This window comes from Lentzea sp. NPDC060358 (genome assembly GCF_042725365.1).
Taxonomy (GTDB): domain Bacteria; phylum Actinomycetota; class Actinomycetes; order Mycobacteriales; family Pseudonocardiaceae; genus Lentzea.
This window is the reverse complement of record NZ_JBHXCW010000025.1, coordinates 1-23030: the sequence shown is the minus strand read 5'-3', so window position 1 is coordinate 23030 and position 23030 is coordinate 1. Positions and strand designations below refer to the sequence as shown.

The window sequence follows — 23030 nt, the reverse complement described above, 5'->3', positions numbered from 1 at the left end:
GGCGGGAATGCCGGGCGGCCGCGCCGACTTGGTACTGGTCGTGAAGCTCCTCTACGTCTTCGACGCCTACTGCGGCTGGTCGCACGCCTTCTCCGGCACCCTGGAGGCGGTCACGGCCCGCCACCCCGACGTGCCGGTCCAGGTGGTCTCCGGCGGCCTGTTCACCGGTGAGCGGCGGGTGCCGATCCGCGAGTTCGGGTTCATCAAGGACGCGAACGTGCAGGTCACGGCGCGGACCGGGGCTCGGTTCGGCGACGCGTTCAACGCCGTGCTCGACGACGGGTCGTTCGTGATGGACTCCGAGGCCGCGGCGCGGGGGCTCATCGCGTTGCGCGAGGCGGCGCCGGAGCGGGCGGCCGAGCTGGCCGTCGCCATGCAGAAGGCGTTCTTCCACGACGGGCGCAGCCTGTCCGATCCGGACACCTACCGGGGCATCGCGGAGGACTTCGGGCTCGACGCCGATGCGGTCGTCGCGGCGTTCGGGAGTGCCGTGCCGGACGAGGACTTCGCGTTCGCGGCCCGGCTCGGGGTGACCGGGTTCCCGACGCTGATCGCCGTGCGCGGGTCGGAGATGTACGCGGTGGCGCGCGGGCACGCCAGTGCCGAAGAGGTCGAGCAGCGGCTTGCTCCGCTCGCCTAGCGGGTGGTTCCGCGGTGGCGGTTCGTCCACGCCGCCACCGCGGGCAGCACGTCGGAGATCCACTCGCGGGCGGCGGCGGTCAGTTCGTAGCGGGCTGCTCTGCGGATGACGAAACCGTTGTCCTGCAGTCGTTCCAGGGTGAGGATCACCCGCGGGCCCAGCACGCGGACCAGTTCTTCCATCGCCTGCGGGCCGTCGGACAGCGCGACCACGACCTGGGGCAGCAGGTCGCTGCTCATGAGGTCCTGCAACGCCACCAGGTGGTGCAGCGCGACGGTGTCGGTCTTGCGGTCGACCGCCACGGCGCGCGGGTCGTGCACCTGGACGCGGGCGCGGCCGTAGCGCTTCGCCCGTTGCAGGGCGGCGTCGGCGTCGCGGACCAGGTCGATCAGCGTGTCCTCGGGGCCGGGGACGTGGGCCGCGACGCCGATGGAGGCGGTCTGGTCGTGCAGCGCGAGGTGGTGGCCGTCGTTCGTGGTCACCTCGGTACGCAGGGCGCGGATGCCGCGCAGGACCTGTTCCGCGACAGCGGCCGCGTCGGTGCCCGTGGTGTCGGGCAGCAGCACCAGGAACTCGTCTCCACCGTAGCGGCACACCAGGTCCGTCGGGCGCGTGCAGGCGGCCAGCACGTCGGCGACGTCGGTCAGCACCACGTCGCCCGCGGGGTGGCCGTACTCGTCGTTGATCTTCTTGAAGCGGTCGAGGTCGACCACGAGCAGCGCGACCTGTTCCCAGCGGCCCTGGGCCCTGCGGTACACGGCGGGGGCCTGGTCGTCCCAGCCCCAGCGGCCCAGCAGGCCCGTCAGCCGGTCTGTCGCCCACGCGCCGACCGGTTGTGCGCACGCGTTGCAGCGCGAGGGCGCGCTTTCGTCGTGCAGGCGCAAGGAACCGTGATCCGGCCGCGCAGTCGCCATGAGTCCCCCAAGACGTCAGCTCCGGCCCGGTCCGATCAGCCCCCTTCAACTGAGGTGACGTCGTTCGGATCAAACGCGACACATCAGTGCAAGCGGCGGAGTGTGATCATAGGGCTACGCACTGGTGGATTCAACCCCTGTGATGCCCTATGCTCTCTTGGTTCCACAGCAGTGGAATGATTTCTGGCCAGGAGACGCTCCCGCGGAGGTGTGGCGTGAGGCCGTTCGCCGAGGTCCTCAACGAGCTGTGCACCAACCCGCCCGGCGGCCGGGGCAAGGTGACCAACGTGGCGCTCGCCGCCGCGGTCAAGGCGCGGGGCGGGGACATCGGGCACGGCTACATCTCGCAGCTGCGCCTCGGGGTGAAGGACAACCCGACCTGCCAGGCCATCGTCGACCTCGCGGGCGCGCTCGGCGTGCACCCGGCGGCGTTCCTCGGCGGTCGCGGCGAACTGCACCCCGCGGAACGGCCCGGCTGGCGCTCGGGCGCGTTGACGACGCTCTTCGAGGCCGTGCACCCGCCGGACCGCGGGCCGTGGTCGCCGGAGGAGGTGGCGGCGGCGATCAGTTCGTCCGGCCGGTTCGGCAGCATCTCCGCGAGCTACATCCGCGAGCTGCTCAGCTCGGCGAGCGACAACCCGCGCCTCAAGCACATCCTGGGCCTCGCCGACCACTTCGGCGCCGACCCGGCGTACTTCTTCGACGACGACCTCGCGGCGAAGGTCGACTCGGAGCTCACGGACTTCCTCGCGCTGCGCGAGCTCGGCGTCGTCGAGTTCGTCACCCGGCTGGCCGAACGCACGGGCGAACTCTCCCCACAGGCCCGGGCTGCTGCGGTAGAAGGGTTCAGACAGGCGCTCGAGGGCGGTGAGGGGTGGTCGTTCCCGTTGAACGGCCGCCGCCCCTCCCCTGGCCACACGTGACGATGACGACGCCGGCGTGAAGATCGCTGTCTGGACCGCTGCTGACGACATCGAAGGGAGGCGACGGGTGAACCGCAGGACACTGCGCAAGCTGGTCGACGAGGTCGCCCGCGACCTCGACCTGCCGCCCGGCGCCACGCACCGCGACGCGAGCCGCCGCGTCTGCGAGCTGTTGAGCGAGCGCCTCGGCCGTCCCGTCGACGTCCGCTTCGCCGCGATCACCAACGCGGTCTGCCTGAGCGGCGCGACGGCGTTGCTGGAGAACGGCACGTACCTCGTCATCTGCGCGGACTCGCCGTCCTGGTACCACCGCCTGCACGTGCTGCTGCACGAGTTCGCGCACGTGCTGCTGCGGCACCAGCCCGTCGCGCTCGGCCGCAGCGAGGGCCTGCGCAAGCTCGCGCCGCACCTGCTGCCGCGGATGGCGCAGATCATCGCCGGGCGCACCACGCTCACCGAGGACGAGGAGCGCGAGGCGGAGAACCTGGCCGACCACCTCCTGGAGCGCCTCACCGAGCACCGGGTGTGGTCCGACACCGCGACCACCGAGGAACCCGCGCACGTCCGGCGGGTCGCCGAGGCACTCGAAGGAAGATCCCGCTGGGTGCGTCGTGGCGATCTTTGACCTGATCTACCTCTCGTGCGGTGCCGTCGGTGTGCTCCTCCTCGTCTACAAGATCCGCGCCCTGCGGTCGAGCTGGGGCAACCCCCGCGTGGTGGCGCTGATCTCGACCGTCTTCTTCGGCGCGTTCGCGGTGCTCTTCGCCGCGCCCGCCAACATCACGTGGATCAACTCCACCAGCGGTGTGCCGAACTTCGCGGCGCTGCTCGTGTACTCGATAGTGGTCTGCTTCGCCGGTGCGGCGTTCGCGCTGGTGCTGTACTGGCGTTATCCCGCCGCGCAGGCGTCGCACCGGGTCCGGCTGATCGTCGTCGGCTACGCGGTGGTCGTCGCGGCGATGGCCGTGCTGTTCCTCGAGTCCGAGATCGCCGAGGAACGCCAGGTCGACTTCGACACGTTCTACGCGACGCAGCCGACGATCGCGGTCTTCCTCCTCATCTACCTCGTCGCCACGGCCGTCGGCTGCGGCGGTCAGGCCTACCACTGCTGGCAGGGCGCGCGCGACGAGGCGATCTCCGCCCGGCCGTGGCTCGCCCGCGGCCTGCTCTGGTACTGCGCGACGGGCCTGTTCCCGGTGGCGTTCGCGGTCGTCAAGCTGGTCGTGCTGCTCGCGAACTGGGCCGGGTCGCACCGGCTCGACGTGCTGAGCACCGCCGCGCCGCTGATGGCCTCGCTGGGCATGATCCCGCTGGTGATCGCGATGGCGCTGCCCGCGTTCGGGCCGCAGCGGCCGTCGCCCTCGCTGTGGCTGCGGCGGTGGCGCACGTACTTCGCGCTGCGGCCGCTGCACCGCGCGCTCGTGCACGTGAACCCCGCGATCGTCCTGGTGGCGCCGGGCAAGTTCCTCAACCCGCACCACCGCGTGCGGCGGCAGATCATCGAGCTCAGCGACTGGCGCTGGGCGCTCACGCCGTACTTCGACCTGACGGTCGGTGAGGCCGCGACCTCGCGGGCACGGGAGGCCGCGCTGTCCGAGGACGACGTGGCCGCCGTCGTGGAGGCGGCTCAGCTGCGGGCCGCGGGAACGGCGGGCCGGTCCAAGCCTGCGCGGCGCGGTCCCGCCTCGGAGACCGTCGACGGCACCGACCTCAACGCCGAGCACGACAGGTGGGTGCGCATCTCGCGGGCGTACCAGCACTCGACGATCGTGGACGCCGCCGTCGCCGACGCGGCACGCGTGCAAGCAGCAGGGGGACTGGACTAGATGGCACCCACACACGCCGTCGTGCTCGGCGGAGGACTCGCGGGCATGCTCTCGGCGTCCGTTCTCGTCCGGCACTTCGACGAGGTCACCGTGGTGGAGCGGGACAAGCTCCCGGACGGGCCCGCGCCGCGCTCGGGCGTGCCGCAGGCCCGGCACGCGCACCTGCTGATGTCCGGTGGCGCGCGGGCGATCGAGTCGGTGCTGCCGGGCACGCTGGACGCGCTGTCCGCCGCCGGCGCGCACCGCATCGGCGTACCGGACGGCCTGGTGTCGCTGAGCGCGCAGGGCTGGGTGCCGCGGTTCCCCGAGATGCAGTTCATCATCACGTGCAGCCGCGCGCTGCTCGACTGGGTCGTGCGCAGCCAGGCGGTGCGGGACGCCAAGTTCTCCGTGCTGACCGGCACCGAACCGGTGTCGCTGCTCGGCGACCGGGACGCGGTGACCGGCGTCGTGGTCGAGGACCGGATCTCGCAGGAGCGCACGTCGCTGGAGGCGGACCTGGTCGTGGACGCGACCGGGCGCGCCTCGCGGCTGCCGGCGTGGCTCGCCGAGTTCGGTCTGCCCGAGGTGCCCTCGGAGTCGGTCGACTCCGGACTCGCCTACGCCACGCGGATCTTCCGCGCTCCCCCGGCGGCCGCCGCGGACTTCCCGATCGTCAACGTGCAGGCGAACCCGCGCGACCCGCACCCCGGCCGCACGGCGACGCTGCTGCCGATCGAGGACGGCCGGTGGCTCGTCACGCTGTCCGGCACGCGCGGCGGCGAGCCCTCCACCGACGAGTCGGAGTTCGTGCCGTTCGCCCGGTCGGTGCGCGACCCCGTGGTGGGCGAGCTGATCGCGGCCGCCGAGCCGCTGTCGCCCGTGTACGGCTCGCACAGCACGGCGAACCGGCGGCACCACTTCGAGCGCCTGAAGGCCTGGCCCTCCGGGATCTTGGCGCTGGGCGACTCGGTGGCCACCTACAACCCCGTTTACGGGCACGGGATGTCGATCGCGGCGCAGAGCGCCGTGGCGCTGGACGCCGGTCTCGCGGCCGGGCACGGTGCCGCGCGGATCCAGCGCGCCGTGGGCGAGGTGGTGGACGGGGCGTGGGCCATGGCCACCAACCAGGACATCCTCTACCCGGGAGCGGTGGGGAAACCGCTCTCGTTCGGTGGACGGGTCGTGCAGGGGTACGTGGATCGGCTGGTGCGCACCGCCACGACCGAGTCCGCGGTGACTCGGGCGTTCCTGGACGCGTTCACGTTGTCCGCGCCCATGGGGCGGCTGCTCCGGCCTCGGATGGTGTGGGCCACCTTGCGCGGGCCTCGGGGAATGGGGGCGGGTGAGCCGACGCTCACCGCTGACGAGAGGTCGCGTGTCGTCTCCTCGGAGTGAGATCGCATCCGGCGTGCGGGTCGTGACGAAGTGCGTGTTTTCATCGCCGCTGCGCGACGATCGGCGACGGGGCAGGGGAAGACGGCTCGCCTCCGGCATCGCGCTAGTGGCTGCCGGGATCTGCCCGGCACGCTTCGCGCGTCACCCACCCCGCGGCCTCGCCCTCGGCTGCCGGGACCTGTCCGGCTCGCCTCGCGCGTCACCCGCCCCGGCGGCCTCGCCCTCGGCTGCCAGGACCTGTCCGGCACGCTTCGCGCGTCACCCGCCCGGCCGCCTCGCCCTTGACTGCCGGAACCTGTCCGGCTCACTTCGCGCATCACCCGCCCGGCGGCCCCGCCCTCGGCTGCCAGGACCTGTCCGGCTCGCCTCGCGCGTCACCCGTCCGGCGGCCTCGCCCTGATCCCCAGCACCGGCTGACCGCCCGGCAGCCCGGAGTACTCGCTGTCCCAGGGCCACCTGCCCGCGGCGTCGGCGTGGACCAGTTGCAGCGCCGCTATCCCCTCGCCGAACAGGCGTGCCGCCACGAGCAGGTGGGCCCACGGCCGGGCCACCCCCACCACCTCCAGCAGCGGGCCGCCGGGCGGGGTGAAGCGCTTTCCCGGTGACGGGAGGCAGGTGCGGGTCAGGTGGTCGGCCGTGGTGTCCAGCAGGCGCGCGCCCTGCAGCACCGGGAGGCCCGTCAGCACCAGTTCCGGCAGGCCCAGCAGCGTGAGACCCACCGTGTAGGCCCAGGGCGGGTGGGCTCTGTCCCGTTCCAGGACCTGGACGGCCCAGCCCCGCGCGTCGATGCAGCGGCGCAGGGTGGCCAGGTGTTCCTCCACCCGGTCGGCGGGGTGGTCGCAGTCCCGGCACACGGAGCCCTCCTCCTGATCGGTGTCCTCCCAGTGTGGCGACCAGGACCGACAAGATCGTTCGGGCAGTTCATGGACAGAAAGTTGACAAACGATCTGTGGGCCGTCTGGATCGTTAATCTGCGACGCACGGAGGATCGTCCATGCGCCAAAGAGGGCTTCTCATCACGTTGGTCGAGGCTGTAGAAACGTTCGCCGTTCGGGCGGTCCGGGGCCGCTGATGGACATGGAACCCGGCTCGCCGCTGGCGAACGCCGTCAAGGCCGCGCGGTCCGCCGCACTGCGCGGCAACGTGCTCGGGGTCGACCTCGCGTACGCCAGGGCCGCCAAGATCAGTCCGGTCGTCACCTACGACCACTGCTCGACGCTGTTGAACCTCGGCGCGCTCGGCAGGGCCGCCCGGCGGTGCGACGAGTACCTCGCGCAGTTCGACGACACCGCGCTGCGGGTGTTGCGGGCGCTGGTCCGCAGTGCCGCCACCGACCACGCCGGTGCCACGCAGGAGGTCCGCGAGCTGCGCCGCCGCAAGCTCTCCGAGCTGGAGCAGGCCAAGCTCGCCAGGGTCGCCGCGCTCGCCGCCGCCGACCGGTACGACTACCCCACCGCGGAGAGCGAGCTCGACGCCGCCGAGCGGCACTTCCGGAGGGCCGGGCGCAGCGAGTTCCTCGAGGACGTCGGCAGGGACCGGTTGCTGCTCGACGTGCGCAGGACCACCCAGGTGCCGCGGCTGCCCGAGCCGACGTCGCTCACACCCGCGGAGTTCCTGCGGCAGTCGGCGGCGTTGCGGCGGGACGTGCGGTACGAGGAGGCGCTCGCGCTGATGACGCGGGCCGTCACCAGCTACCAGGTCGAGCCCTCGCTGCGGTTCGCGGTGCTGTTCGAGCTGACGGTGCTGCTCGTGCTGACGCGGCAGGCCGGGTCGGCGCGCAAGCTGTTCCCGCTGCTGGTGTCCGCCGCCGGGCCCGAGGTGATCTCCCGGCTCCCCGACGCCACCCGGACGCTGCGCCTCGAACGCCGGCTCGACCACGTGCGCAGGCTCGTCGCGAACGGCGAGCTGCTCAAGGCGAAGGGCATGCTGGGCGAGGGGAACTCCGCGCTGTGGCACCTCACCGCCGCCGAGATCGCGCACGCCGAGAACCGGTTCGACGAGGCGTCCCACCACTTCCACGAGGCGGCGGCGCGGTCGAACCACGCGGAGCTGAAAGCCCTGGCGCTGCGCAAGCTCGGCGACGCGTGCGCCGACTCCGGCGAGGAGGGCGAGGCCGCGCGGTACTGGCGCGAGTCGCGTCGCGTCGAGCAGGGCGCCGCCGGTCAGCAGCACGCCCCGAAGCTGCGGATGCTGCGCGCCGCCCCGGACGAGCGCGACGGACGGGTGCTCGCCGCGGTCCGGCGGGTGCGGCGCGAGGGCCGCACGGCGTTGCCCGGCCTGGTGGTCGCGGTGGAGACGGCCAAGCGCGCCGAGGTCCTCACCGGTCCGCGCGACCTGCCGGGGTTCACCGACCTCAAGGCCGCCCGGCGCTGGCTCGCCAGGACGACGCGGCACCTGCCGCGCGACCAGGTCGTGTGGATGATGCACGTGACCCCGGACGAGCTCCACCACGTGATCATCGGCCGCGACGTCACGCACCTCACGACCGAGGTCCACATCAGCGACCTCACCGAGACCGTCCGCCGGCTCAAGGCCTGGAAACCCCAGCACGAACCGACGGTGCTCGGCGCGCTGCTCCTCGAGCTGACGGCGTTGCTGGGACTGGAGAACGTCGTCGCCGCGCTGCCGCCGAACGTCACCAGGATCGCCGTCGTGGCGGGCGACCTGCTGGCGGACGTCCCGTTCGCGGGCCTGCCCGTGGCGGGCGCCGGCCACTTCCTCGGCCTCGGCCACGCGCTGTCGGTCCTGCCGTGCCTGTCCGCGCTGGCACCGCTGCGCCGCCGGGCGCGCGGCCAGCGCGGCGACGAGACAGCGGTCTTCCGCGACGCCGCGGAACTGGAGCGCGCTCTCGGTCAGCACCGCGTCCACCGCGTCCGGATCGACGCCGACAGCGCGTCCAACCGCCTGAGCCCCGCCCAGTCGTGGCTGCGGCTCGGTGACACCAGGGTGACCGCGGAAGCGTTGCGGCAGATGGACTTCAGCGCGTGCGGCACCGTCGTGCTCGGCGCGTGCGAGTCCGAGTTCGCCCGCGCCGCCGTCACGGCGGGGGCGGGAGCGGTCGTGGCGGCGCGCTGGGCGGCGGGGGACGCTCCGGCGCGCGCGGTGCTCGACGCGTTCGACAGGTTCCTGGCCCGGCTGCCCCGGGACCAGGCGCTGCAGCACGCGCTGCGCGAGGTCGGCGACCGGCACCCCGCCGAGTGGGCCTGCTGGTCGGTGTACGGCGACGCGGGAGTCCAGACCACGGCCGGCCCGCTGCGCAGACGACTGAGGAAGAACGGAGAGCCCGTGCCGCTCGAAACCCGTCCCAAGGTGTTCCTCTCGTTCGCGGGCGAGGACCGCCGGCACGCCGAGCACCTGCGCGCGGAGCTGGAGGAGCGCAACGTCACCGCGTTCCTCGGCGAGACGGGGGAGACACCGGGCACCGCGGCGGCGGCCGTCGACGAGGCGCTCGCCACCTCCGACTACCACGTCCTGCTGTGGTCGGCCGGAAGCGCGCGTCCCGAGTGGGCCGTCGAGGAGTGGGCCGCGGCCTTCACGCGGGAGGTGACGCGGCGGCGCGCCTTCCTGTTCATCGTGCGGCTCGACGAGGAACCGCTGCCGCCGCTCCTGGCTCCCCGCAAGCACATCGACCTGGTGGACGCCGCCGACCGGCTCGTCGCGACGTGGCGCGCGGACCGCAAGTCGGAGCTGCCGGTGTTCCCGCAACCGGTGCCGCCCGCACCGGACGGCCCGACCGTCTCGCTGTCCGTGCGCAGCCACGACCTCGGCGTCACGCACGTCGTCATGGCCCCGCTGCACGTGACGGGCGCCGAGCTCTACCAGGTCGTGTTCGACGCGCTGCGACTGCCGACCGAGCAGGCCACCTTCGACGGATCGACCGGGATGCGGTTCTCCTACGAGCTGTTCCGGCAGAACGAGTCGATCCCGGCCGATCAGTCCACAGTGGACATGACACCGGATGTCGTGGACATCGCCGTCCGCGTCGAGTCGCACGGGGCGCGCGACGGCGCGTCCGACGAGGGCCTGGACGTGGACCAGCAACGCATGCTGCTGGTCGCCGCGTTCCGCCACCTGCTGCCCTGACGACAGGCCCGCCCAAGCGGTGCATCGGCACTGGTGAAGCCCGTTCCACGTGCTGGAGCGGGCGCTTCACCCATTTCGAGCCGATACACGCGTGCACACGAACGGGTAGGTTCTCGGCATGGCCGAGCCTTTCTCGTGGGTGCCCACCGGGATCAACACGGACGTGCCGAGCGCCGCGCGCGTCTACGACTTCCTGCTGGGAGGTGGCCACAACTTCGCGGCGGACCGGCTCGTCGGCGACAAGGTGCTGCAGGTCCTGCGCGACGGGCGGGCCATCGCCGCGTCGAACCGCTCGTTCATGCGCCGTGCGGTACTGCTGATGATGGAGCAGGGCATCACCCAGTTCCTCGACCTCGGCTCGGGCATCCCGACGGTCGGCAACGTCCACGAGATCGTGCAGCGGGAGAACCCGGACGCGCGCGTGGTCTACGTCGACTACGACGAGGTCGCGGTCTCGCACAGCCACCTCATCCTGGAGGGCAACGACAACGCGGGCGTCGTGCAGGCGGACATGTGCCGGCCGGACGAGGTGCTGTCCGACCCGGTGGTGGAGGACCTGATCGACCTGTCGCGGCCCGTCGGCCTGCTCATGGTGGCGGTGCTGCACTTCGTGTCGGACGAGAAGGGCCCGGCGGAGGTCGTCGCCCGCTACCGCGACGCGATGCCCGCGGGCAGCCTGATCGCGCTGTCGCACCTGACGGCCGACTTCAAGCCGGACGAGATGGGCGTGGTCGTCGAGGCCATGAAGAACAGCCGCGACCCCATGTACTTCCGTTCCCTCGACCGGTTCCGACTGATGTTCGACGGCATGGACGTGCTCGCGCCGGGGGTCGTCCCGGCGCCGCGGTGGCACCCGGAACTCGGCCCGGCCGGAGAGGGCGGCCCGGAGGACGTCTACGTCGGGGTGGGGCGCAAGCTCTAGCGGACCTGCTGCTCTCGGACAGCTCCGGACGGGAACCGTTGCGGCCGCATCGACGGGGCCCCGATCGGGACGCGTGTGGGCCGGGCCACAAAACCCGGTGCAGCGGACGAAGGCGCCCGAGGTGTTTCCCGAACCACACGACCACCGAGGAGAAGGGGGCGGCGTGGGGTTCGACCAGTTCGTCGCTGATCGGCTGGACCGGTTGCTGGGGTACGCCACGGCGATCACCTGCGACAAGCACTTGGCGCAGGACATCGTGCAGAACGTGCTCATGCGCGCGCAGGGCAAGTGGGAGCGCATCGGGGCAATGGATGCGCCTTACCTCTACGTGAAGCGCATGGTGACCAACGAGTACCTGTCGTGGCGGCACCGCAAGGCCGCGCGCGAGATCGCCGTGGAACGCGCCGAGCTCGCCCGGCACGTGCCGTCGATGGCAGATCCGGCGGACGCGCACGCCGAACGCGAGGCCATGCGCGCACGGATCGCCGTGCTGCCGCGCAAGCAACGCGCCGCGCTGGTGCTGCGGTTCTACGAGGACTGCACCGACGCGGAGATCGCCCAGGTGCTCGGGTGCGCGGAATCGACCGTGCGCAGCCAGCTCGCCCGCGCGCTGCAGACGTTGCGCGCCCACGAAATCGCTCGATCCGCCACCCTGGGGGTGCACTCGTGAACGACCTCATCCGCCAAGCCGTAGCCGCCGAGGCCGAGGAGCGCGTCGACCCCCGGATCGTGCTCGCCGAGCTGCAGAAGGCGAAGAAGCGCACCCGGCCGTGGGGCGTGATCGCCGGTGTCGCCGCGCTCACCGCGGCCGCCACCGCCGCGGCCGTGCTCGTGCCGACGGCGCTCGAGAAGACCGACGCCTCCCCCGCGACGCAGACGGCACCGGTGACGGCGCAGAACGTCCTGCTCATCGGCATCGACGACGCCGACCGCACCGACGCGCTCGTCTTCACGCACTTCGGCGCGGACGGGTCGGTGACCGTGATCTCGGTGCCCAAGGACGTCGCCGTGGGCCAGGCCAAGATCAACGACCTGTACCGGCAGTCGCCGCAGCGGCTCGTCGACGAGGTCGAGCGGATGACCGGCGAGGAGGTCGACCACTACGCCGCGGTCAGGATGTCGGAGTTCGGCAGGGTGTCCCAGGCCGTCGGCGGCGTCGAGGTCTGCCTCAGCGCGCCGAGCAGGGACACCGTCGACGGCGCCGGCTTCCCCGCGGGCAGGCAGACGCTCACCGGTGACACCGCGCTCGCGTTCCTGCGCCAGCGCGGCGGGCTGCCGGGCGGCGAACTCGACCGGGTCCGGCGGCACCAGGCGTTCCTCGCCGGGCTCGCCGCCAAGATCACCGCGGAGAACGCCCCGGCCCTCGCCCGCGAGCTCAGCACGGCGATCACGGTCGACCAGGGGTGGGACGTCCTGGCGTTCGCGCAGCGGTTCCGCGGTCCCGTCAAGATCTCCTCGGCGACGCTGCCGACCGGCGGGTCCGTCGAGGTCGAGACGGGTCAGGCCGTCCGCGTCGACCCCGTCGAGGCGCAGCGGCTCGTCGAGGAGCGGCTCGGCACGCCGGCGCCGGCGGACCCCTCCTGCGTCCGGTGACGATCACTCGATCGGAGCATCAAGTCCCCCGGTTGCACCGCCGATGACCAGCATGTAGCCCGCCGAGCGGCCGCTACGATCAGCGAGTGCGCGAACCCCTCGAACGAGACGGCGAGATCGCGCACCTCCGTGCAGCTCTCGACGCAGCCACCCGTGGTGAGGGTCGCGTCGTCGTCATCGAGGGCCTCGCCGGCATCGGCAAGACCAGGCTCGTGCAGGAGTGCCGCGCGCTGGCGAAGCAGCGCGGTTTCGGGAGGCTGCAGGCCGTCGGCGACGCCCTGGAGAGCGCCATGGCGTGGGGCGTCGTCCGGCAGATGGTCGAGCGGTCGGTGTCGCGGTACTCCGGCGAGGTCCGCGAGAAGATCCTCGCCGGGCCGTCCGGGGCGGCGCTGCGGGCGCTGGACGACGCCGCGCTCGACCCGGGCGAGGCCGAGCTCGCCCGCACGCTGCACGCGCTGTGGTGGATCGCGGTCGACCTCTCGTCCACCCGCCCGCTGCTGATCACGGTGGACGACGCGCACTGGGCGGATCACTCGTCGCTGCAGTTCCTCGTCTACCTGTCGCGCCGGATCGCCGACCTGCCGATCGCGCTGGTCGTCGCGACCAGGCCGCCCGCGGACAACGCCGGGCCGCTCGCGCAGCTGTGCGTGTCGGCCGACCGGTTGCTGCCGCGGCCGCTCACCACCGGTGCGCTCGCCGCGCTGGTCGGCGGGCACCCGGACGTGATCGCCGCCCTGCACGCGGCCAGCGGCGGGAACCCGTTCCTCACCGGGGTCCTGGTGGACGAGCTGGCCGCGCTCGGCCTGCCGCTCGACGACGCCGCGACGGCGGCCGAGGTCGGCGCGCTGGGGCCGAGCACCGTCTTCCGCGCCACGCTCGGCCGGCTGCCCGCGCAGGCCGTGGCGCTCGCGGGAGCGGTCGCCGTCCTCGGCGCGCACGCGGATCCCTGGCAGGCGGCGGAACTCGCGGAGGTCACCGACCTCCCGGCCGCGGTCGAGGCGCTGACCGCGGCCACCGTGCTCGTCACCGGCGACCACCTGGAGTTCGTGCACCCCGTCGTGCGCGAAGCGGTGCTGGCCGATCTCGGACCGATCGCCCGCGCCTCGCTGCACGCGCGGGCCGCGAAGGCGTTGCGGGACAGGCACGCCCCGGCCGACCGGGTCGCCGCCCACCTGGTCCACGCTCCACACGGGACACTCCCGGACGCCGTGGAGGTGTTGCGCAAGGCCGCTTCCGCGTTGCTCGCGGCCGGCGACGCGCACACGGCCGCCGGGCACCTGGCGCGCGCGGTCGACGAGAAACCAGGCGACGCGGGCCTGCGCGCCGAGCTCGGCCGGGCGTTGCTGCGCACGGGGGACGCGGTGACCGCGCACCGGCACCTGAAGGCGGCGGCGCAGGGCCTCCCGGACGCGGAGCTGGTGGCGGCCGCCGCGTCGGCGACGGCGGCGCTGGAGGGTCCGGCGGCGGCGATCGCGGAACTGACCGAGGCCATCGGGGCGCGCCCGGACGGCGAGTCGCGGCTGCACCTCGAGGCACGGCTCGCGGTGTTCCGCTCGTTCCTGCCCGACCAGCGGCAGGTCGCGTCCGCGCACCTCAGCGGCTACGCGGGTCTGGCGGGCAGCACTCCGGACGAACGCACGCTGCTCGGGCTCCTCGCGCAGATGGGCCGCTACGAGGTGTGGCCGCACGACGAGGTGGCCGCGACGGCGACGCGCGCGTTGGCCAACGGCGCCTACCTCGACGACGCGACGGGCAGCACGGACGCCATGGTCGCCTGGCTGGTGGCGCTGCTCGCGCTGATGGCCGCCGACGGCGTCGGCACCGCGCGGCGCGAGATCGAGCGCGCCCGGCTCAAGGTCCGGCGGCACGGCTCGCCGATCGAGTTCGCGATGGTGGCGAACGCGTCGCTGTTCCTGCACTGGCGGATCGGGGACATGCGGGCCGTGGAGGCCGAAGCCGAGGGCGCGCTGGCCGCCGTCGCGCACGAGGACCCGGTGTCCGAGGTGATCAGCCTGCGCGCGACCTCGACGCACTTCGCGGTCTACGCGGCGCTCGAACGGGGCGACGTCGCGGCGGCGAAGGCCTTCACCACGGCGTTCGACGACGCCCACGCGCACGCCCGCCTGACCATGCCGATGATCTGGCTGCACGAGGTGCGCGCGCTGATCGCGCTGGCGGAGGGCGACCCGCGGCGCGCGCTGTCCGAGGCGTACCGGCAGCGCGACGCCATGCACCAGGTGCACGTCGACCCGCCGACGATCCCGTGGCGCGCACCGGCGGCGAGGGCGGCGTTGCTGCTCGGCCGGCACGACCTCGCGCTGGAGCTGGCGGCCGAGCAGCTCGAGGTGGCGCACCGGTGGGGTGCGTCGACCGAGGTGGGTGCGGCCCTGCGGTTGCGGGCGCACGCCGACCCCGGCCGCCGGCTGGAGCTGCTCGCCGAGTCGGTGTCGGTCCTGGAGGACTCGCCGTCGCGTCTGGAGCTCGTCCGCTCGCTCGTCGACCTGGGCGAGGCGCTGCGGGTGGCGCGCCGCCGCTCGGACGCGCGCGTCCCGCTGCACCGGGCGATCGACCTCGCGGGCGAGTGCGGCTCGGCGGTGTCGCGGACGCGCGCGGTGGAGGCGCTGGAGGCGCTCGGCGACCGGCCGCGCCGGCAGGTCGTGCTGGGCGCGGAGGCGTTGACGGCGTCCGAGCGGCGGGTCGCGGACCTCGCGGCGGCCGGGCGGGCGAACCGGGAGATCGCGCAGGAGCTGTTCGTGACGCCCAAGACCGTCGAGAACCACCTCGGGCGCATCTACACGAAGCTCGGGATCGCGGGGCGCAAGGACCTCGCCCGCGTTCTGGCCTGAGACAGAGCGCGGTGGGGGTGGTCCTGATACACCCAACTTTCCCGCCCGCGGGTTGAGGGCTCCTCCCTCATGCCTGAGGGGGTCCGTTCCGGCGAATCTTGTGTCACCACAGGGGAACACGAGACAAGGGGAACACCGAGATGATCCGCAACGCCCTGATCGCCGCCGCCGCTCTCACCGCCGTCGTCGCCCCCGCCACCGCGGTGGCCGACCCGATCATCGGCACCCCGCCGCCGTGCGTCGGCGCCGCGGACCTCACCGGCCCCGACTTCAACGTCAAGAAGTGCGGCGTCAGCGACGTGGACCAGCACCGCGCGGGCCTCGAGGGCAACGGCGGCGCCTACTGCGGACCCGCCTCGCTCTACAACGTCCTGCACTACTGGGGCCACGAGAAGAACGCGCCGGTCGGCTGGCTGACCACGAAGGTGAGCAACCTGAGCCCGAAGGACCCGGCGGACTTCAGCGTCATCACCAACTCGATCTGGCGGATCGGCGTCGACGCGAAGTACGACGGCGGCACCAACCTCACCAACCTGCGCAAGGCGTGGGACGTCGCCACCAAGCCCGCCCGCGACGCCGGCTGGACCACCTCCGCGGGCGTGGTGAGCACCAACAACGTGCCCGACTTCGCCGGTGAGCTCGCGAAGAAGCTCAACGAGGGCCCGATCCAGCTCGTCTACGGCCGCTACAAGGCGGGCCCGGCCACCGGCTCGTTGCAGCGCACCGGCGGCCACATCGTCACCGTGGTGTCCGCCACCGGCTCGTTCAACGGCAACACCATCTCGCTGAAGCTGGCCGACCCCGGCCGCGCGGGCGACAGCGGGCAGGGCGACTACCTCTACACCCAGTCCGCCTACGAGTCGCTCGACGTGAAGCTGACCAAGCGCGTGATCACCGAGTACGTGCCGGTCAAGGACGACGAGGACACCCGCGAGGACGAGTCGCAGCAGCCGGGCACCTACCGGACCGTGACGCGCTGGGAGCTGACCGGGGACCGCTACCCCAGCGACAAGACCCGTCAGATGGTCGAGGGCTTCAACTGGTTCGACATGGCCAAGTGACCCCGCGCTGGACCACGGGCCGCACCCGCACGGGTGCGGCCCTTCGCCGTGCCTGGGAGCAACTGATCCACCGAGGACGCCGTGCCGCGCCGGATCGAGCCGTAGCCTGGGGGTATGCGCGTTCTTGTGGTCGCTGCGCCGCTGCTGGGCCATGTGTTCCCGTTGATGCCGCTCGCCGTCGCCCTGCGCGACGCGGGCCACGACGTCGTGGTCGCGACCGGCGGCGAGGCGCTGCGGGTCCGCGACTCCGGCCTGCGCGTCGAGGACGTGGTCCCCGCGAACGTCCGGTTCGGACCGATCGCGATGCGCATCATGCTCACGCACCCGCTGGTGGCCCAGCGCGAGCTGCGCGGCAGCGGGCGGCTCGACTTCGTGTCCCGGCTCTTCGCCGCGGTAGGCAACGCGATGCACGGGCCGTTGCGCGAGCTCGCCGAGAGCTGGCGGCCCGACATCGTGGTGCACGAACCGCTCGCCGCCGCCGGGTCGGCCCTGGGCGTGCCCTCGGTGGTCCACGACGTGTCGCTGTTCGACGGGGTCGACCTCACGGCCGCGGTCGGCGCGCGGATGAGGGCCGACGTGCGGTCTCCCGCAACGGTTCTGCGCACCGCGCCGAAGAGCCTCGCGGAGTTCCTGGGTGGACGGCCGCTGCGGTTCGTCCCGTACAGCGGCGACGGCGAGGTGCCGCGGTGGCTCGCCGAACCGTCGGGCAAGCCGCGCATCCTCGTCAGCCGCAGCACCGCCCCCGGCCCCGGCGCCACGCGGATGATGGCGGCCGTCACGAAGGCCGCGGAGCAGGTGGACGCCGAGTTCGTGCTCGTCCGGCCGGGGCGGACCGAGGGCCTGCCGGAGAACGTGAAGGCCGTGGGCTGGGTGCCGATCCCCCGCGTGCTGCCGTTCTGCGACGGGATCGTGCACCACGGCGGCGCGGGCACGCTGCTCGGCGCGCTCGCGGCCGGGGTGCCGCAGCTCGTCGAGCCGGGTCCCGGCGACCGGACCGTGCACGCGGCGGCGCTCAGCGGGCGCGGGGCCGGGCTCGCGGCCAAGCCGGAGGAGGTCACCCCCGCGCTGCTCACGCGGCTGGTCGAGGACTCGAAGCTGCAGCGGGCCGCCGGCGAGGTGCGCGACGAGATCGCCGGGATGCCCTCACCGGCGGAGGTCGCGCAGGGGTGGGAGAGTTTCGCGGGGTGGACGCGCGGTTCGTGAGAGTGACCCCGGCGTAATGCGAGAACCTCTAATGTGGATCGAGTGCGCATTCTCTTCTCGAGCTTAGGCTCGCACGGACACGTTTATCCGATACTTCCGCTCGCGATCGCCGCCCGTGCACAGGGACATGACGTCCTCTACGCCGTCGACTCGGGATTCCACGCGACAGTGGAAAATCTCGGTCTCACCGTCGTCGACGCGGGCATGAGCATCTGGAGCGCGTTCCGCCAGGCCAACGAGCTGCACGGCACGTCGGCGTTCCGCCGCGACATGCTGCGCCAGACCGCGGTCGACGCGTTCGGATCGCTGCTGCCCAGGGCGTTCGTGAACGACCTGGAACCCGTGCTGGAGCGCGACAAGCCCGACCTCGTCGTCTTCGAGATCATCAACGCGGGCGCCGGCCTGGCCGCGCTGCGCGCCGGCATTCCGGCCGTCTGCCACGGATTCGGCAAGATGGACGAGAACCTCGTTCCCGAGGCCATGAGCGAGGTGTTCCTCGAGTACGTCGCCGAACTCGGGATCAGCTTGCCGAATGGGCAGCATTACGGGCTCGGATCGCCTTATCTCGACCCATTTCCGCCGTCTTTGCAGGACCTGGAGTTCCTCTCGGACGTCGATCGGATCGAGATGCGTCCCGTTCCGTTCGCCGAACCGGGTGAATTGCCCGGATGGGTGACCGAACGCTCCCGGCCGCTCGTGTACCTCACGTTCGGCACGGCGTTCTCGAACCCGGACGTGCTGCGGACCGCGATCACCGGGCTGGCCGGGGTCGACGCCGAGGTGCTGGTCGCGACGGGCCCGCAGGTCGAGCCGTCCGCGCTGACGGACGTGCCGGGCAACGTGCACGTGCTCCCGTGGGTGCCCCAGGCGGATCTGCTCGCGCACGCAGATCTCGTCGTGCACCACGGCGGCGCCGGCACGACGGTGAGCTCGATGGCGAACGGCGTGCCGCAGCTGGTGCTGCCGCAGGGCGCCGACCAGTTCCGCAACGGCGAGCTCGTCACGACCACCGGCCTGGGTGCCGCGCTCGTGGCGGAGCAGTTCACGTCGGACGCGGTGCAGGAGACCGCGGCGAAGCTGCTGACCGACGGCGACGTGCGGGCCGCGAACGCCCGCATCGCCGCCGAGATCGCGGCCATGCCGCACCCGGACGAGGTCGTGCCGAAGCTGGTGGAGCTCGCGGGCTGAGGTTACGGAGACCGGTGTCTACTCGCTGGGCACCGGTCTCAACGCGGACAGCGCCTCGTCGACCGAGTCGTGCAACAGCAGCACATCTGCCACGCCGGTGACTTGCAGAGGCCTCCTGACGGCCCGATGAGGCGCCACGACGTGGAAGTCCTTGCCGTGGTCGTCGGCCATCTCGTGGGCCGTGATCAACGTGGAGATGCCGGTCGAGCCGAAGAAGCTGACCTCCGTGAGATCTGCGACGAGCGCGGGGCCCGCGGAGGAGAACCCGGCGCGCAGCGCGTCGAGCACCTCGTCCGCCGTGTCCACGTCGATCTCACCCTCCACCGCGACGACCACCACACCGGCGACTTCTGCGGCACGCACGGTGAGCAGCGGTGATTCCCTGAACTGATCTTCGTTCACCAGCACTCCCCGGTGGCCGAAGCACGTGAAACGCGGACTCCGAGCACGCTGCTGAACCCGGCTACCCGTTCGACGTTACGGCCGTTGCTCCCTCATCACAACCTGTTGCCCACCCAACCGCCTGATGGCTGCGACCGGTCCAGTGTTCCTCACTCCCCCGGCCAGGTGGACGATCACCCCCCGTCCGCCCGGGTTCAGGCCCGCAGCTCGCACCAGACGACCTTCTGGCCTGCCCGTTCGGTGACTCCCCAGCTCCGGCAGAGCCGCGTGACGAGCCTCAGGCCCCAGCTGCCGGCGCGCAGTTCGGCGGTGGCGTCGTCGGCCACCTCGACGCGCAGCCGGTGCTCGTCGGCGGCGATGCGCACGAGCGGACGGCCGCTGCCGCGGCACACGGCGTTGGTGGTGAACTCGTTGACGACGAGCACGACGTCCTCGTGACTGCCGCGGTAACCGCAGGTCAGCGCGGTGTGCCGGGCGAACTCGCGGGCGAGGGAGACGCCGCCGCGCTGGTCGGTCTCCGGCAGCGAGAACACGGCTTCGGTGAGCGAGCTCGTGGCCACCCCCTCACAGTGCACCTCCTGGCCTCGGTCCGTGCAGGTGCAACCACACCAACCCGGTTGCTGCGCGCGCAGCAGTCAGACGGCGTACCGGAAGTTCCGCGTCCTGCCGATCACGTACGGCCGCACGAGGTCGAACACCTCCTCGTGCAGGTCCTCGACGCCGATCTGGGGCGAGAGCAGCTTGAGCAGGTGGGTCGCCTCGGTCGCGAGGGCGCCGCCGAGCGGCAGGACGCCGACGAAGATCGGCACGCTGGAGCGTTCGGCAGCGCGCCTCACCTGCTGCACCGCGTCCAGCGGCAGGTCGCGGAGCAGGACGTTGTCGCCCTGGTAGGTGTGCGGCGGGAGGGGCTTGCCCGCGGCCTCCGCGAACGGCCGGGGGCCGAAGTCCTCGCTCAGCCTCGGCGCGACGCGCAGGTGCCCGACGTCGAACGGCCGGGTGCTCGCGAAGGTCACGCGCACGACGTCGCCGAGGGTGGTGAGCGCCGGCGTGACGTGGTCGGGCAGGTCCCAGGAGTGGAAGGCCTCGAACACGGCCTCGGCGTGCTCGGCCTCGAAGAACATCTCCCCCGCGTGCACCCGGTCGACCTCCAGCAGCTCGAACTCGAGCGCCGTGACGACGTCCCCGACCTCCTCGGTGCTCGTCACGCGGTCGCTCGCGAAGCCGAACTCGCGGGCCAGCACGCTGAACCCGCCGCCGAGGGTGTAGCCGACGACACCGACGTCGCTCGCGTCGCCGCTGAGCGGGGCAAGGCCGTGGGGTGCGGCTTTCTCGACGACCTGCTGCCAGACGGCGCCGGCCTCGACCCTGGCGGTCCTCGTGGCGGGGTCGACCTCGACGCGGTTCATCCGCCTGGTCGAGATGAGCACGCCGGTGGTCGTCGCGGTGAGGCCGTGGCCGGTGGTCTGGATGGCGTGGTCGAGGCCGTGGGCCTCCGCGTGGCCGAGGGCTTCCCGCACGTCGTCGGCGTTCTCCACGGCGAAGATGACCTGGGGTTCGTGGCGGAGCCCGGTCTGGAAGCCGCTGCGTTCGTCGTCGTAGCCGGTGTCGCCGGGGCGGAAGATCTGCATGTCCTCCAGCGTCGCTGGCCTGGTCTTATATGTCCAAGAGCTGGTTGTGCTCGTTCCTATAATCATCGGTTATGGAGCTTCGGCAGCTGGAGTACTTCGTCGCGGTGGTCGAGGAGGGCTCGTTCACGCGCGCCGCGGAACGGGTGCACGTCGCGCAGCCGGGGGTGAGCGCGCAGATCCGGCGGCTGGAGCGGGAGCTCGGGCACGACCTGCTCGACCGGTCGGGGCGAGCCGTGACCGTGACGGACGTGGGCGCGGCGGTGCTGCCGCTCGCGCGGGCCGCGCTGGGGTCGGTGGAGTCGGCCCGGCGGACCGTGGAGGAGATGGCCGGGCTGGTGCGCGGTGTCGTGCGCGTCGGGATGGTCGTGTCGTGCGGGATCATGGACGTGCCGGAGCTGCTGTCGTCGTTCCACGCGTCGTTCCCCGGCGTGGAGATCACGTTGGCGGAGGCCAACTCCGACGAGCTGGTCGCGTCCCTCGTGGACGGTCTGCTGGACCTCGCGCTCATCGGGTACGCGGGGCGGGCTCCCGACGGGCTGGCGGTGCGGGTGCTGGTGGACGAACCGCTCGTGGCCGCCGTCGCCGCCGCGGACCCCTGGTGCGGCAGGGAATCCGCCACCCTGGACGCGCTGCTGGAGCGCGGGCTGATCAGCCTGCCGCCGGGAACGGGGTTGCGCGGGGCGCTGGAGGAGGCGTGCGGGGCGCGCCGGCCGCGGATCGCCTTCGAGGCCTCCGCACCGCCGATGGTGATCACCCTGGCGCAGCGCGGGCTCGGCCCCGCCGTGCTGGCCGAGTCGATGGTGCCCGCCGACCTGCACGCGGTGCGGATCACCGACCCCGTTCCGTCCAGCAGGCTCGCCTTCGCGTGGCGCGCCACCGGCCCGCACAGCCCGGCGGCGCGGGCGCTGATCCGCTTGGCGGAAAACCGGATGACAGCTCCGTAGGGCTCTGCCACGATCATCGGCATGTTCCTGACGGCTGAGCTCATCACGTGCGCGGGTGTTCCCGCGGGCGCGCTCGCCGTCGCCTCGGCAGTGCTGACCGGCGCCCGAACCTGACCCTTCTCCAGTCCTTCCTCCAGGACCGCTGGAGGAGGGTCGCAGCGGTCCGACGGTCCTGAGCCACCGGCAGTTCTCACCGAGGAACCAGGAAGATGAAGCAGGAGTTCGTGCGCGCCAAGCCGCACCTCAACATCGGCACCATGGGTCACGTCGACCACGGCAAGACCACCCTCACCGCGGCCATCACCAAGGTGCTGTCCGAAATGGACCCCTCGGGCACGTCCTTCACGGCGTTCGACCGGATCGACCGGGCGCCGGAGGAGCTGGCCAGGGGCATCACGATCAACATCGCGCACGTCGAGTACGCGACGCCCACGCGGCACTACGCGCACGTCGACATGCCCGGCCACGCCGACTACGTGAAGAACATGATCACGGGTGCGGCGCAGCTGGACGGCGCGATCCTCGTGGTGTCCGCGGAGGACGGCACAATGCCGCAGACGCGCGAGCACGTGGTGCTGGCGCACCGCGTCGGCGTGCCGCACGTGGTGGTGGCGCTGAACAAGGCCGACGTGGTGAGCGACCCGGAGCTGCTCGACCTGGTGGAGCTGGAGATCCGCGACCTGCTCTCCCGGTACGGCTTCGACGGCGACGCCACGCCGGTGGTGCGGGTGTCCGGCCTGCGCGCGCTGCAGGGCGACCCGGAGTGGGTGCGCTCGGTGGTCGCGCTGCTGGACGCCGTCGACGAGCACGTGCCGGTGCCGGTCCGCGACGTCGAGGGCCCGTTCCTGATGCCGGTCGAGAACGTCCTGACCATCACCGGTCGCGGGACGGTCGTGACCGGCGCGGTGGAGCGCGGCGTGCTCGGCCTGGGCGACCAGGTCGAGGTGGTCGGTCTCGGTGCGGCGGTGACCTCGGTCGCCACCGGCATCGAGACGTTCGGCAAGCCGATGTCGCACGCTCAGGCGGGGGACAACGCCGCGGTCCTGCTGCGCGGGGTGAAGCGCGGCGAGGTCCGGCGCGGCCAGGTGCTGGCCCTGCCGGGCAGCGTCGCGCCGCACACGAGGTTCCGCGCGTCGGTGTACCTGCTCTCGCACGCGGAGGGCGGCCGGCACACCGGGATCACGTCGAACTACCGGCCGCAGTTCCACTTCCGCACCGGAGACGTGGTCGGCGTGGTCTCGCTGGTGGACACGGCTCTGGCGCTGCCCGGCGACACGGTCGAGGTGGTGGTGGAGCTGGGCAAGGCGGTGGCGATGGACACCGGGCTCGGGTTCGCGATCCGCGAGGGCGGCAAGACCGTCGGAGCGGGAACGGTGGGAGAGGTCCTCGCCTGAGGCGGCGGTGACGGACCCTCCCCGGAGGCGGTGGTGACGGCCCGAGAAGGTGGTCGCGCCGCCTTGGTGGAGGCGCGGCGGAACTC

General features: G+C 72.5%; 20 protein-coding genes. 15 read left to right on the top strand and 5 right to left on the bottom strand.

Annotated features, from left to right (window positions below):
- Nucleotides 1–40 precede the first annotated feature (40 nt).
- Entirely contained in the window at nucleotides 41–640 is a 600-nt protein-coding gene (locus tag ACFWGZ_RS08185; protein ID WP_382450771.1) for a DsbA family protein, read from the top strand.
- On the opposite strand, the gene ACFWGZ_RS08180 is transcribed toward ACFWGZ_RS08185, so the two are convergent.
- Entirely contained in the window at nucleotides 637–1524 is an 888-nt protein-coding gene (locus tag ACFWGZ_RS08180; protein WP_382450770.1) for a diguanylate cyclase, read from the bottom strand. The genes ACFWGZ_RS08185 and ACFWGZ_RS08180 overlap by 4 nt on opposite strands.
- A 245-nt stretch (nucleotides 1525–1769) precedes the next feature.
- On the opposite strand from ACFWGZ_RS08180, the gene ACFWGZ_RS08175 reads away from it, so the two are divergent.
- The 4 genes from ACFWGZ_RS08175 to ACFWGZ_RS08160 all read left to right on the top strand — a co-directional run bounded on the left by ACFWGZ_RS08175 (nucleotide 1770) and on the right by ACFWGZ_RS08160 (nucleotide 5680).
- Nucleotides 1770–2477 (top strand): hypothetical protein, encoded by a 708-nt coding sequence (locus ACFWGZ_RS08175; protein WP_382450769.1) that lies wholly within the window; start codon nucleotides 1770–1772, stop codon nucleotides 2475–2477.
- A gap of 67 nt (nucleotides 2478–2544) precedes the next feature.
- Nucleotides 2545–3102, top strand: a complete 558-nt coding sequence (locus ACFWGZ_RS08170) for a hypothetical protein (RefSeq protein ID WP_382450768.1) — start codon at nucleotides 2545–2547, stop codon at nucleotides 3100–3102.
- Complete coding sequence (locus ACFWGZ_RS08165) at nucleotides 3089–4303, top strand: MAB_1171c family putative transporter (RefSeq protein ID WP_382450767.1); 1215 nt, start codon at nucleotides 3089–3091, stop codon at nucleotides 4301–4303. The genes ACFWGZ_RS08170 and ACFWGZ_RS08165 overlap by 14 nt, the downstream gene beginning before the upstream one ends.
- On the top strand, nucleotides 4304–5680 hold the full coding sequence (locus tag ACFWGZ_RS08160) for an FAD-dependent oxidoreductase (RefSeq protein ID WP_382450766.1): 1377 nt from the start codon (nucleotides 4304–4306) through the stop codon (nucleotides 5678–5680).
- Between the two features lie 374 nt (nucleotides 5681–6054).
- On the opposite strand, the gene ACFWGZ_RS08155 is transcribed toward ACFWGZ_RS08160, so the two are convergent.
- Complete coding sequence (locus ACFWGZ_RS08155) at nucleotides 6055–6534, bottom strand: DUF4262 domain-containing protein (protein ID WP_382450765.1); 480 nt, start codon at nucleotides 6532–6534, stop codon at nucleotides 6055–6057.
- Between the two features lie 217 nt (nucleotides 6535–6751).
- Between ACFWGZ_RS08155 and ACFWGZ_RS08150 the strand changes: the two genes are divergently transcribed.
- The 8 genes from ACFWGZ_RS08150 (at nucleotide 6752) to ACFWGZ_RS08115 (ending at nucleotide 18576) form a co-directional block, all read left to right on the top strand.
- On the top strand, nucleotides 6752–9763 hold the full coding sequence (locus ACFWGZ_RS08150) for a TIR domain-containing protein (protein ID WP_382450764.1): 3012 nt from the start codon (nucleotides 6752–6754) through the stop codon (nucleotides 9761–9763).
- A 118-nt stretch (nucleotides 9764–9881) separates the two neighbouring features.
- Nucleotides 9882–10685: an SAM-dependent methyltransferase gene (locus tag ACFWGZ_RS08145; RefSeq protein WP_382450763.1), complete on the top strand. Its 804-nt coding sequence runs from the start codon at nucleotides 9882–9884 to the stop codon at nucleotides 10683–10685.
- 163 nt (nucleotides 10686–10848) lie between these two features.
- Nucleotides 10849–11355 (top strand): SigE family RNA polymerase sigma factor, encoded by a 507-nt coding sequence (locus ACFWGZ_RS08140; RefSeq protein WP_382450762.1) that lies wholly within the window; start codon nucleotides 10849–10851, stop codon nucleotides 11353–11355.
- Nucleotides 11352–12278, top strand: coding sequence for an LCP family protein (locus ACFWGZ_RS08135; protein ID WP_382450761.1), 927 nt, complete (start codon nucleotides 11352–11354; stop codon nucleotides 12276–12278). Before ACFWGZ_RS08140 ends, ACFWGZ_RS08135 begins: the two co-directional genes overlap by 4 nt.
- Before the next feature lie 86 nt (nucleotides 12279–12364).
- Nucleotides 12365–15124, top strand: coding sequence for an AAA family ATPase (locus ACFWGZ_RS08130; protein WP_382450760.1), 2760 nt, complete (start codon nucleotides 12365–12367; stop codon nucleotides 15122–15124).
- A 140-nt stretch (nucleotides 15125–15264) separates the two neighbouring features.
- Complete coding sequence (locus tag ACFWGZ_RS08125) at nucleotides 15265–16185, top strand: hypothetical protein (protein WP_382450759.1); 921 nt, start codon at nucleotides 15265–15267, stop codon at nucleotides 16183–16185.
- A 114-nt stretch (nucleotides 16186–16299) separates the two neighbouring features.
- Nucleotides 16300–17388 (top strand): nucleotide disphospho-sugar-binding domain-containing protein, encoded by a 1089-nt coding sequence (locus ACFWGZ_RS08120; protein WP_382450758.1) that lies wholly within the window; start codon nucleotides 16300–16302, stop codon nucleotides 17386–17388.
- 33 nt (nucleotides 17389–17421) lie between these two features.
- The gene (locus ACFWGZ_RS08115; protein WP_382450757.1) at nucleotides 17422–18576 is read left to right on the top strand and encodes a glycosyltransferase; all 1155 of its coding nucleotides are present in this window, start codon (nucleotides 17422–17424) and stop codon (nucleotides 18574–18576) included.
- An 18-nt stretch (nucleotides 18577–18594) separates the two neighbouring features.
- Here ACFWGZ_RS08115 and ACFWGZ_RS08110 read toward each other — a convergent pair whose 3' ends face one another.
- The 3 genes from ACFWGZ_RS08110 to ACFWGZ_RS08100 form a co-directional block, all read right to left on the bottom strand.
- Nucleotides 18595–18978, bottom strand: coding sequence for an STAS domain-containing protein (locus ACFWGZ_RS08110; RefSeq protein WP_382450756.1), 384 nt, complete (start codon nucleotides 18976–18978; stop codon nucleotides 18595–18597).
- Nucleotides 18979–19172: 194 nt separating this feature from the next.
- A complete protein-coding gene (locus tag ACFWGZ_RS08105) occupies nucleotides 19173–19538 on the bottom strand; it encodes an ATP-binding protein (RefSeq protein ID WP_382450755.1) in 366 nt (121 codons plus the stop codon).
- A gap of 75 nt (nucleotides 19539–19613) precedes the next feature.
- Nucleotides 19614–20606 carry an FAD-binding oxidoreductase gene (locus tag ACFWGZ_RS08100; RefSeq protein WP_382450754.1) on the bottom strand — a complete coding sequence of 331 codons (993 nt, stop codon included), beginning with the start codon at nucleotides 20604–20606 and terminating at the stop codon, nucleotides 19614–19616.
- 71 nt (nucleotides 20607–20677) lie between these two features.
- On the opposite strand from ACFWGZ_RS08100, the gene ACFWGZ_RS08095 reads away from it, so the two are divergent.
- Nucleotides 20678–21550 (top strand): LysR family transcriptional regulator, encoded by an 873-nt coding sequence (locus ACFWGZ_RS08095; RefSeq protein WP_382450753.1) that lies wholly within the window; start codon nucleotides 20678–20680, stop codon nucleotides 21548–21550.
- Between the two features lie 209 nt (nucleotides 21551–21759).
- Nucleotides 21760–22944 carry an elongation factor Tu gene (gene tuf / locus ACFWGZ_RS08090; protein ID WP_382450752.1) on the top strand — a complete coding sequence of 395 codons (1185 nt, stop codon included), beginning with the start codon at nucleotides 21760–21762 and terminating at the stop codon, nucleotides 22942–22944.
- Nucleotides 22945–23030: the final 86 nt, after the last annotated feature.

Coding starts and splice junctions, on each gene's coding strand:
- ACFWGZ_RS08160 (WP_382450766.1), top strand. CDS start 4,304: ATGGCACCCACACACGCCGTCGTGCTCGGCGGAGGACTCGCGGGCATG.
- ACFWGZ_RS08150 (WP_382450764.1), top strand. CDS start 6,752: ATGGACATGGAACCCGGCTCGCCGCTGGCGAACGCCGTCAAGGCCGCG.
- tuf (WP_382450752.1), top strand. CDS start 21,760: ATGAAGCAGGAGTTCGTGCGCGCCAAGCCGCACCTCAACATCGGCACC.
- ACFWGZ_RS08145 (WP_382450763.1), top strand. CDS start 9,882: ATGGCCGAGCCTTTCTCGTGGGTGCCCACCGGGATCAACACGGACGTG.
- ACFWGZ_RS08095 (WP_382450753.1), top strand. CDS start 20,678: ATGGAGCTTCGGCAGCTGGAGTACTTCGTCGCGGTGGTCGAGGAGGGC.
- ACFWGZ_RS08120 (WP_382450758.1), top strand. CDS start 16,300: ATGCGCGTTCTTGTGGTCGCTGCGCCGCTGCTGGGCCATGTGTTCCCG.
- ACFWGZ_RS08100 (WP_382450754.1), bottom strand. CDS start 20,606: ATGCAGATCTTCCGCCCCGGCGACACCGGCTACGACGACGAACGCAGC.
- ACFWGZ_RS08125 (WP_382450759.1), top strand. CDS start 15,265: ATGATCCGCAACGCCCTGATCGCCGCCGCCGCTCTCACCGCCGTCGTC.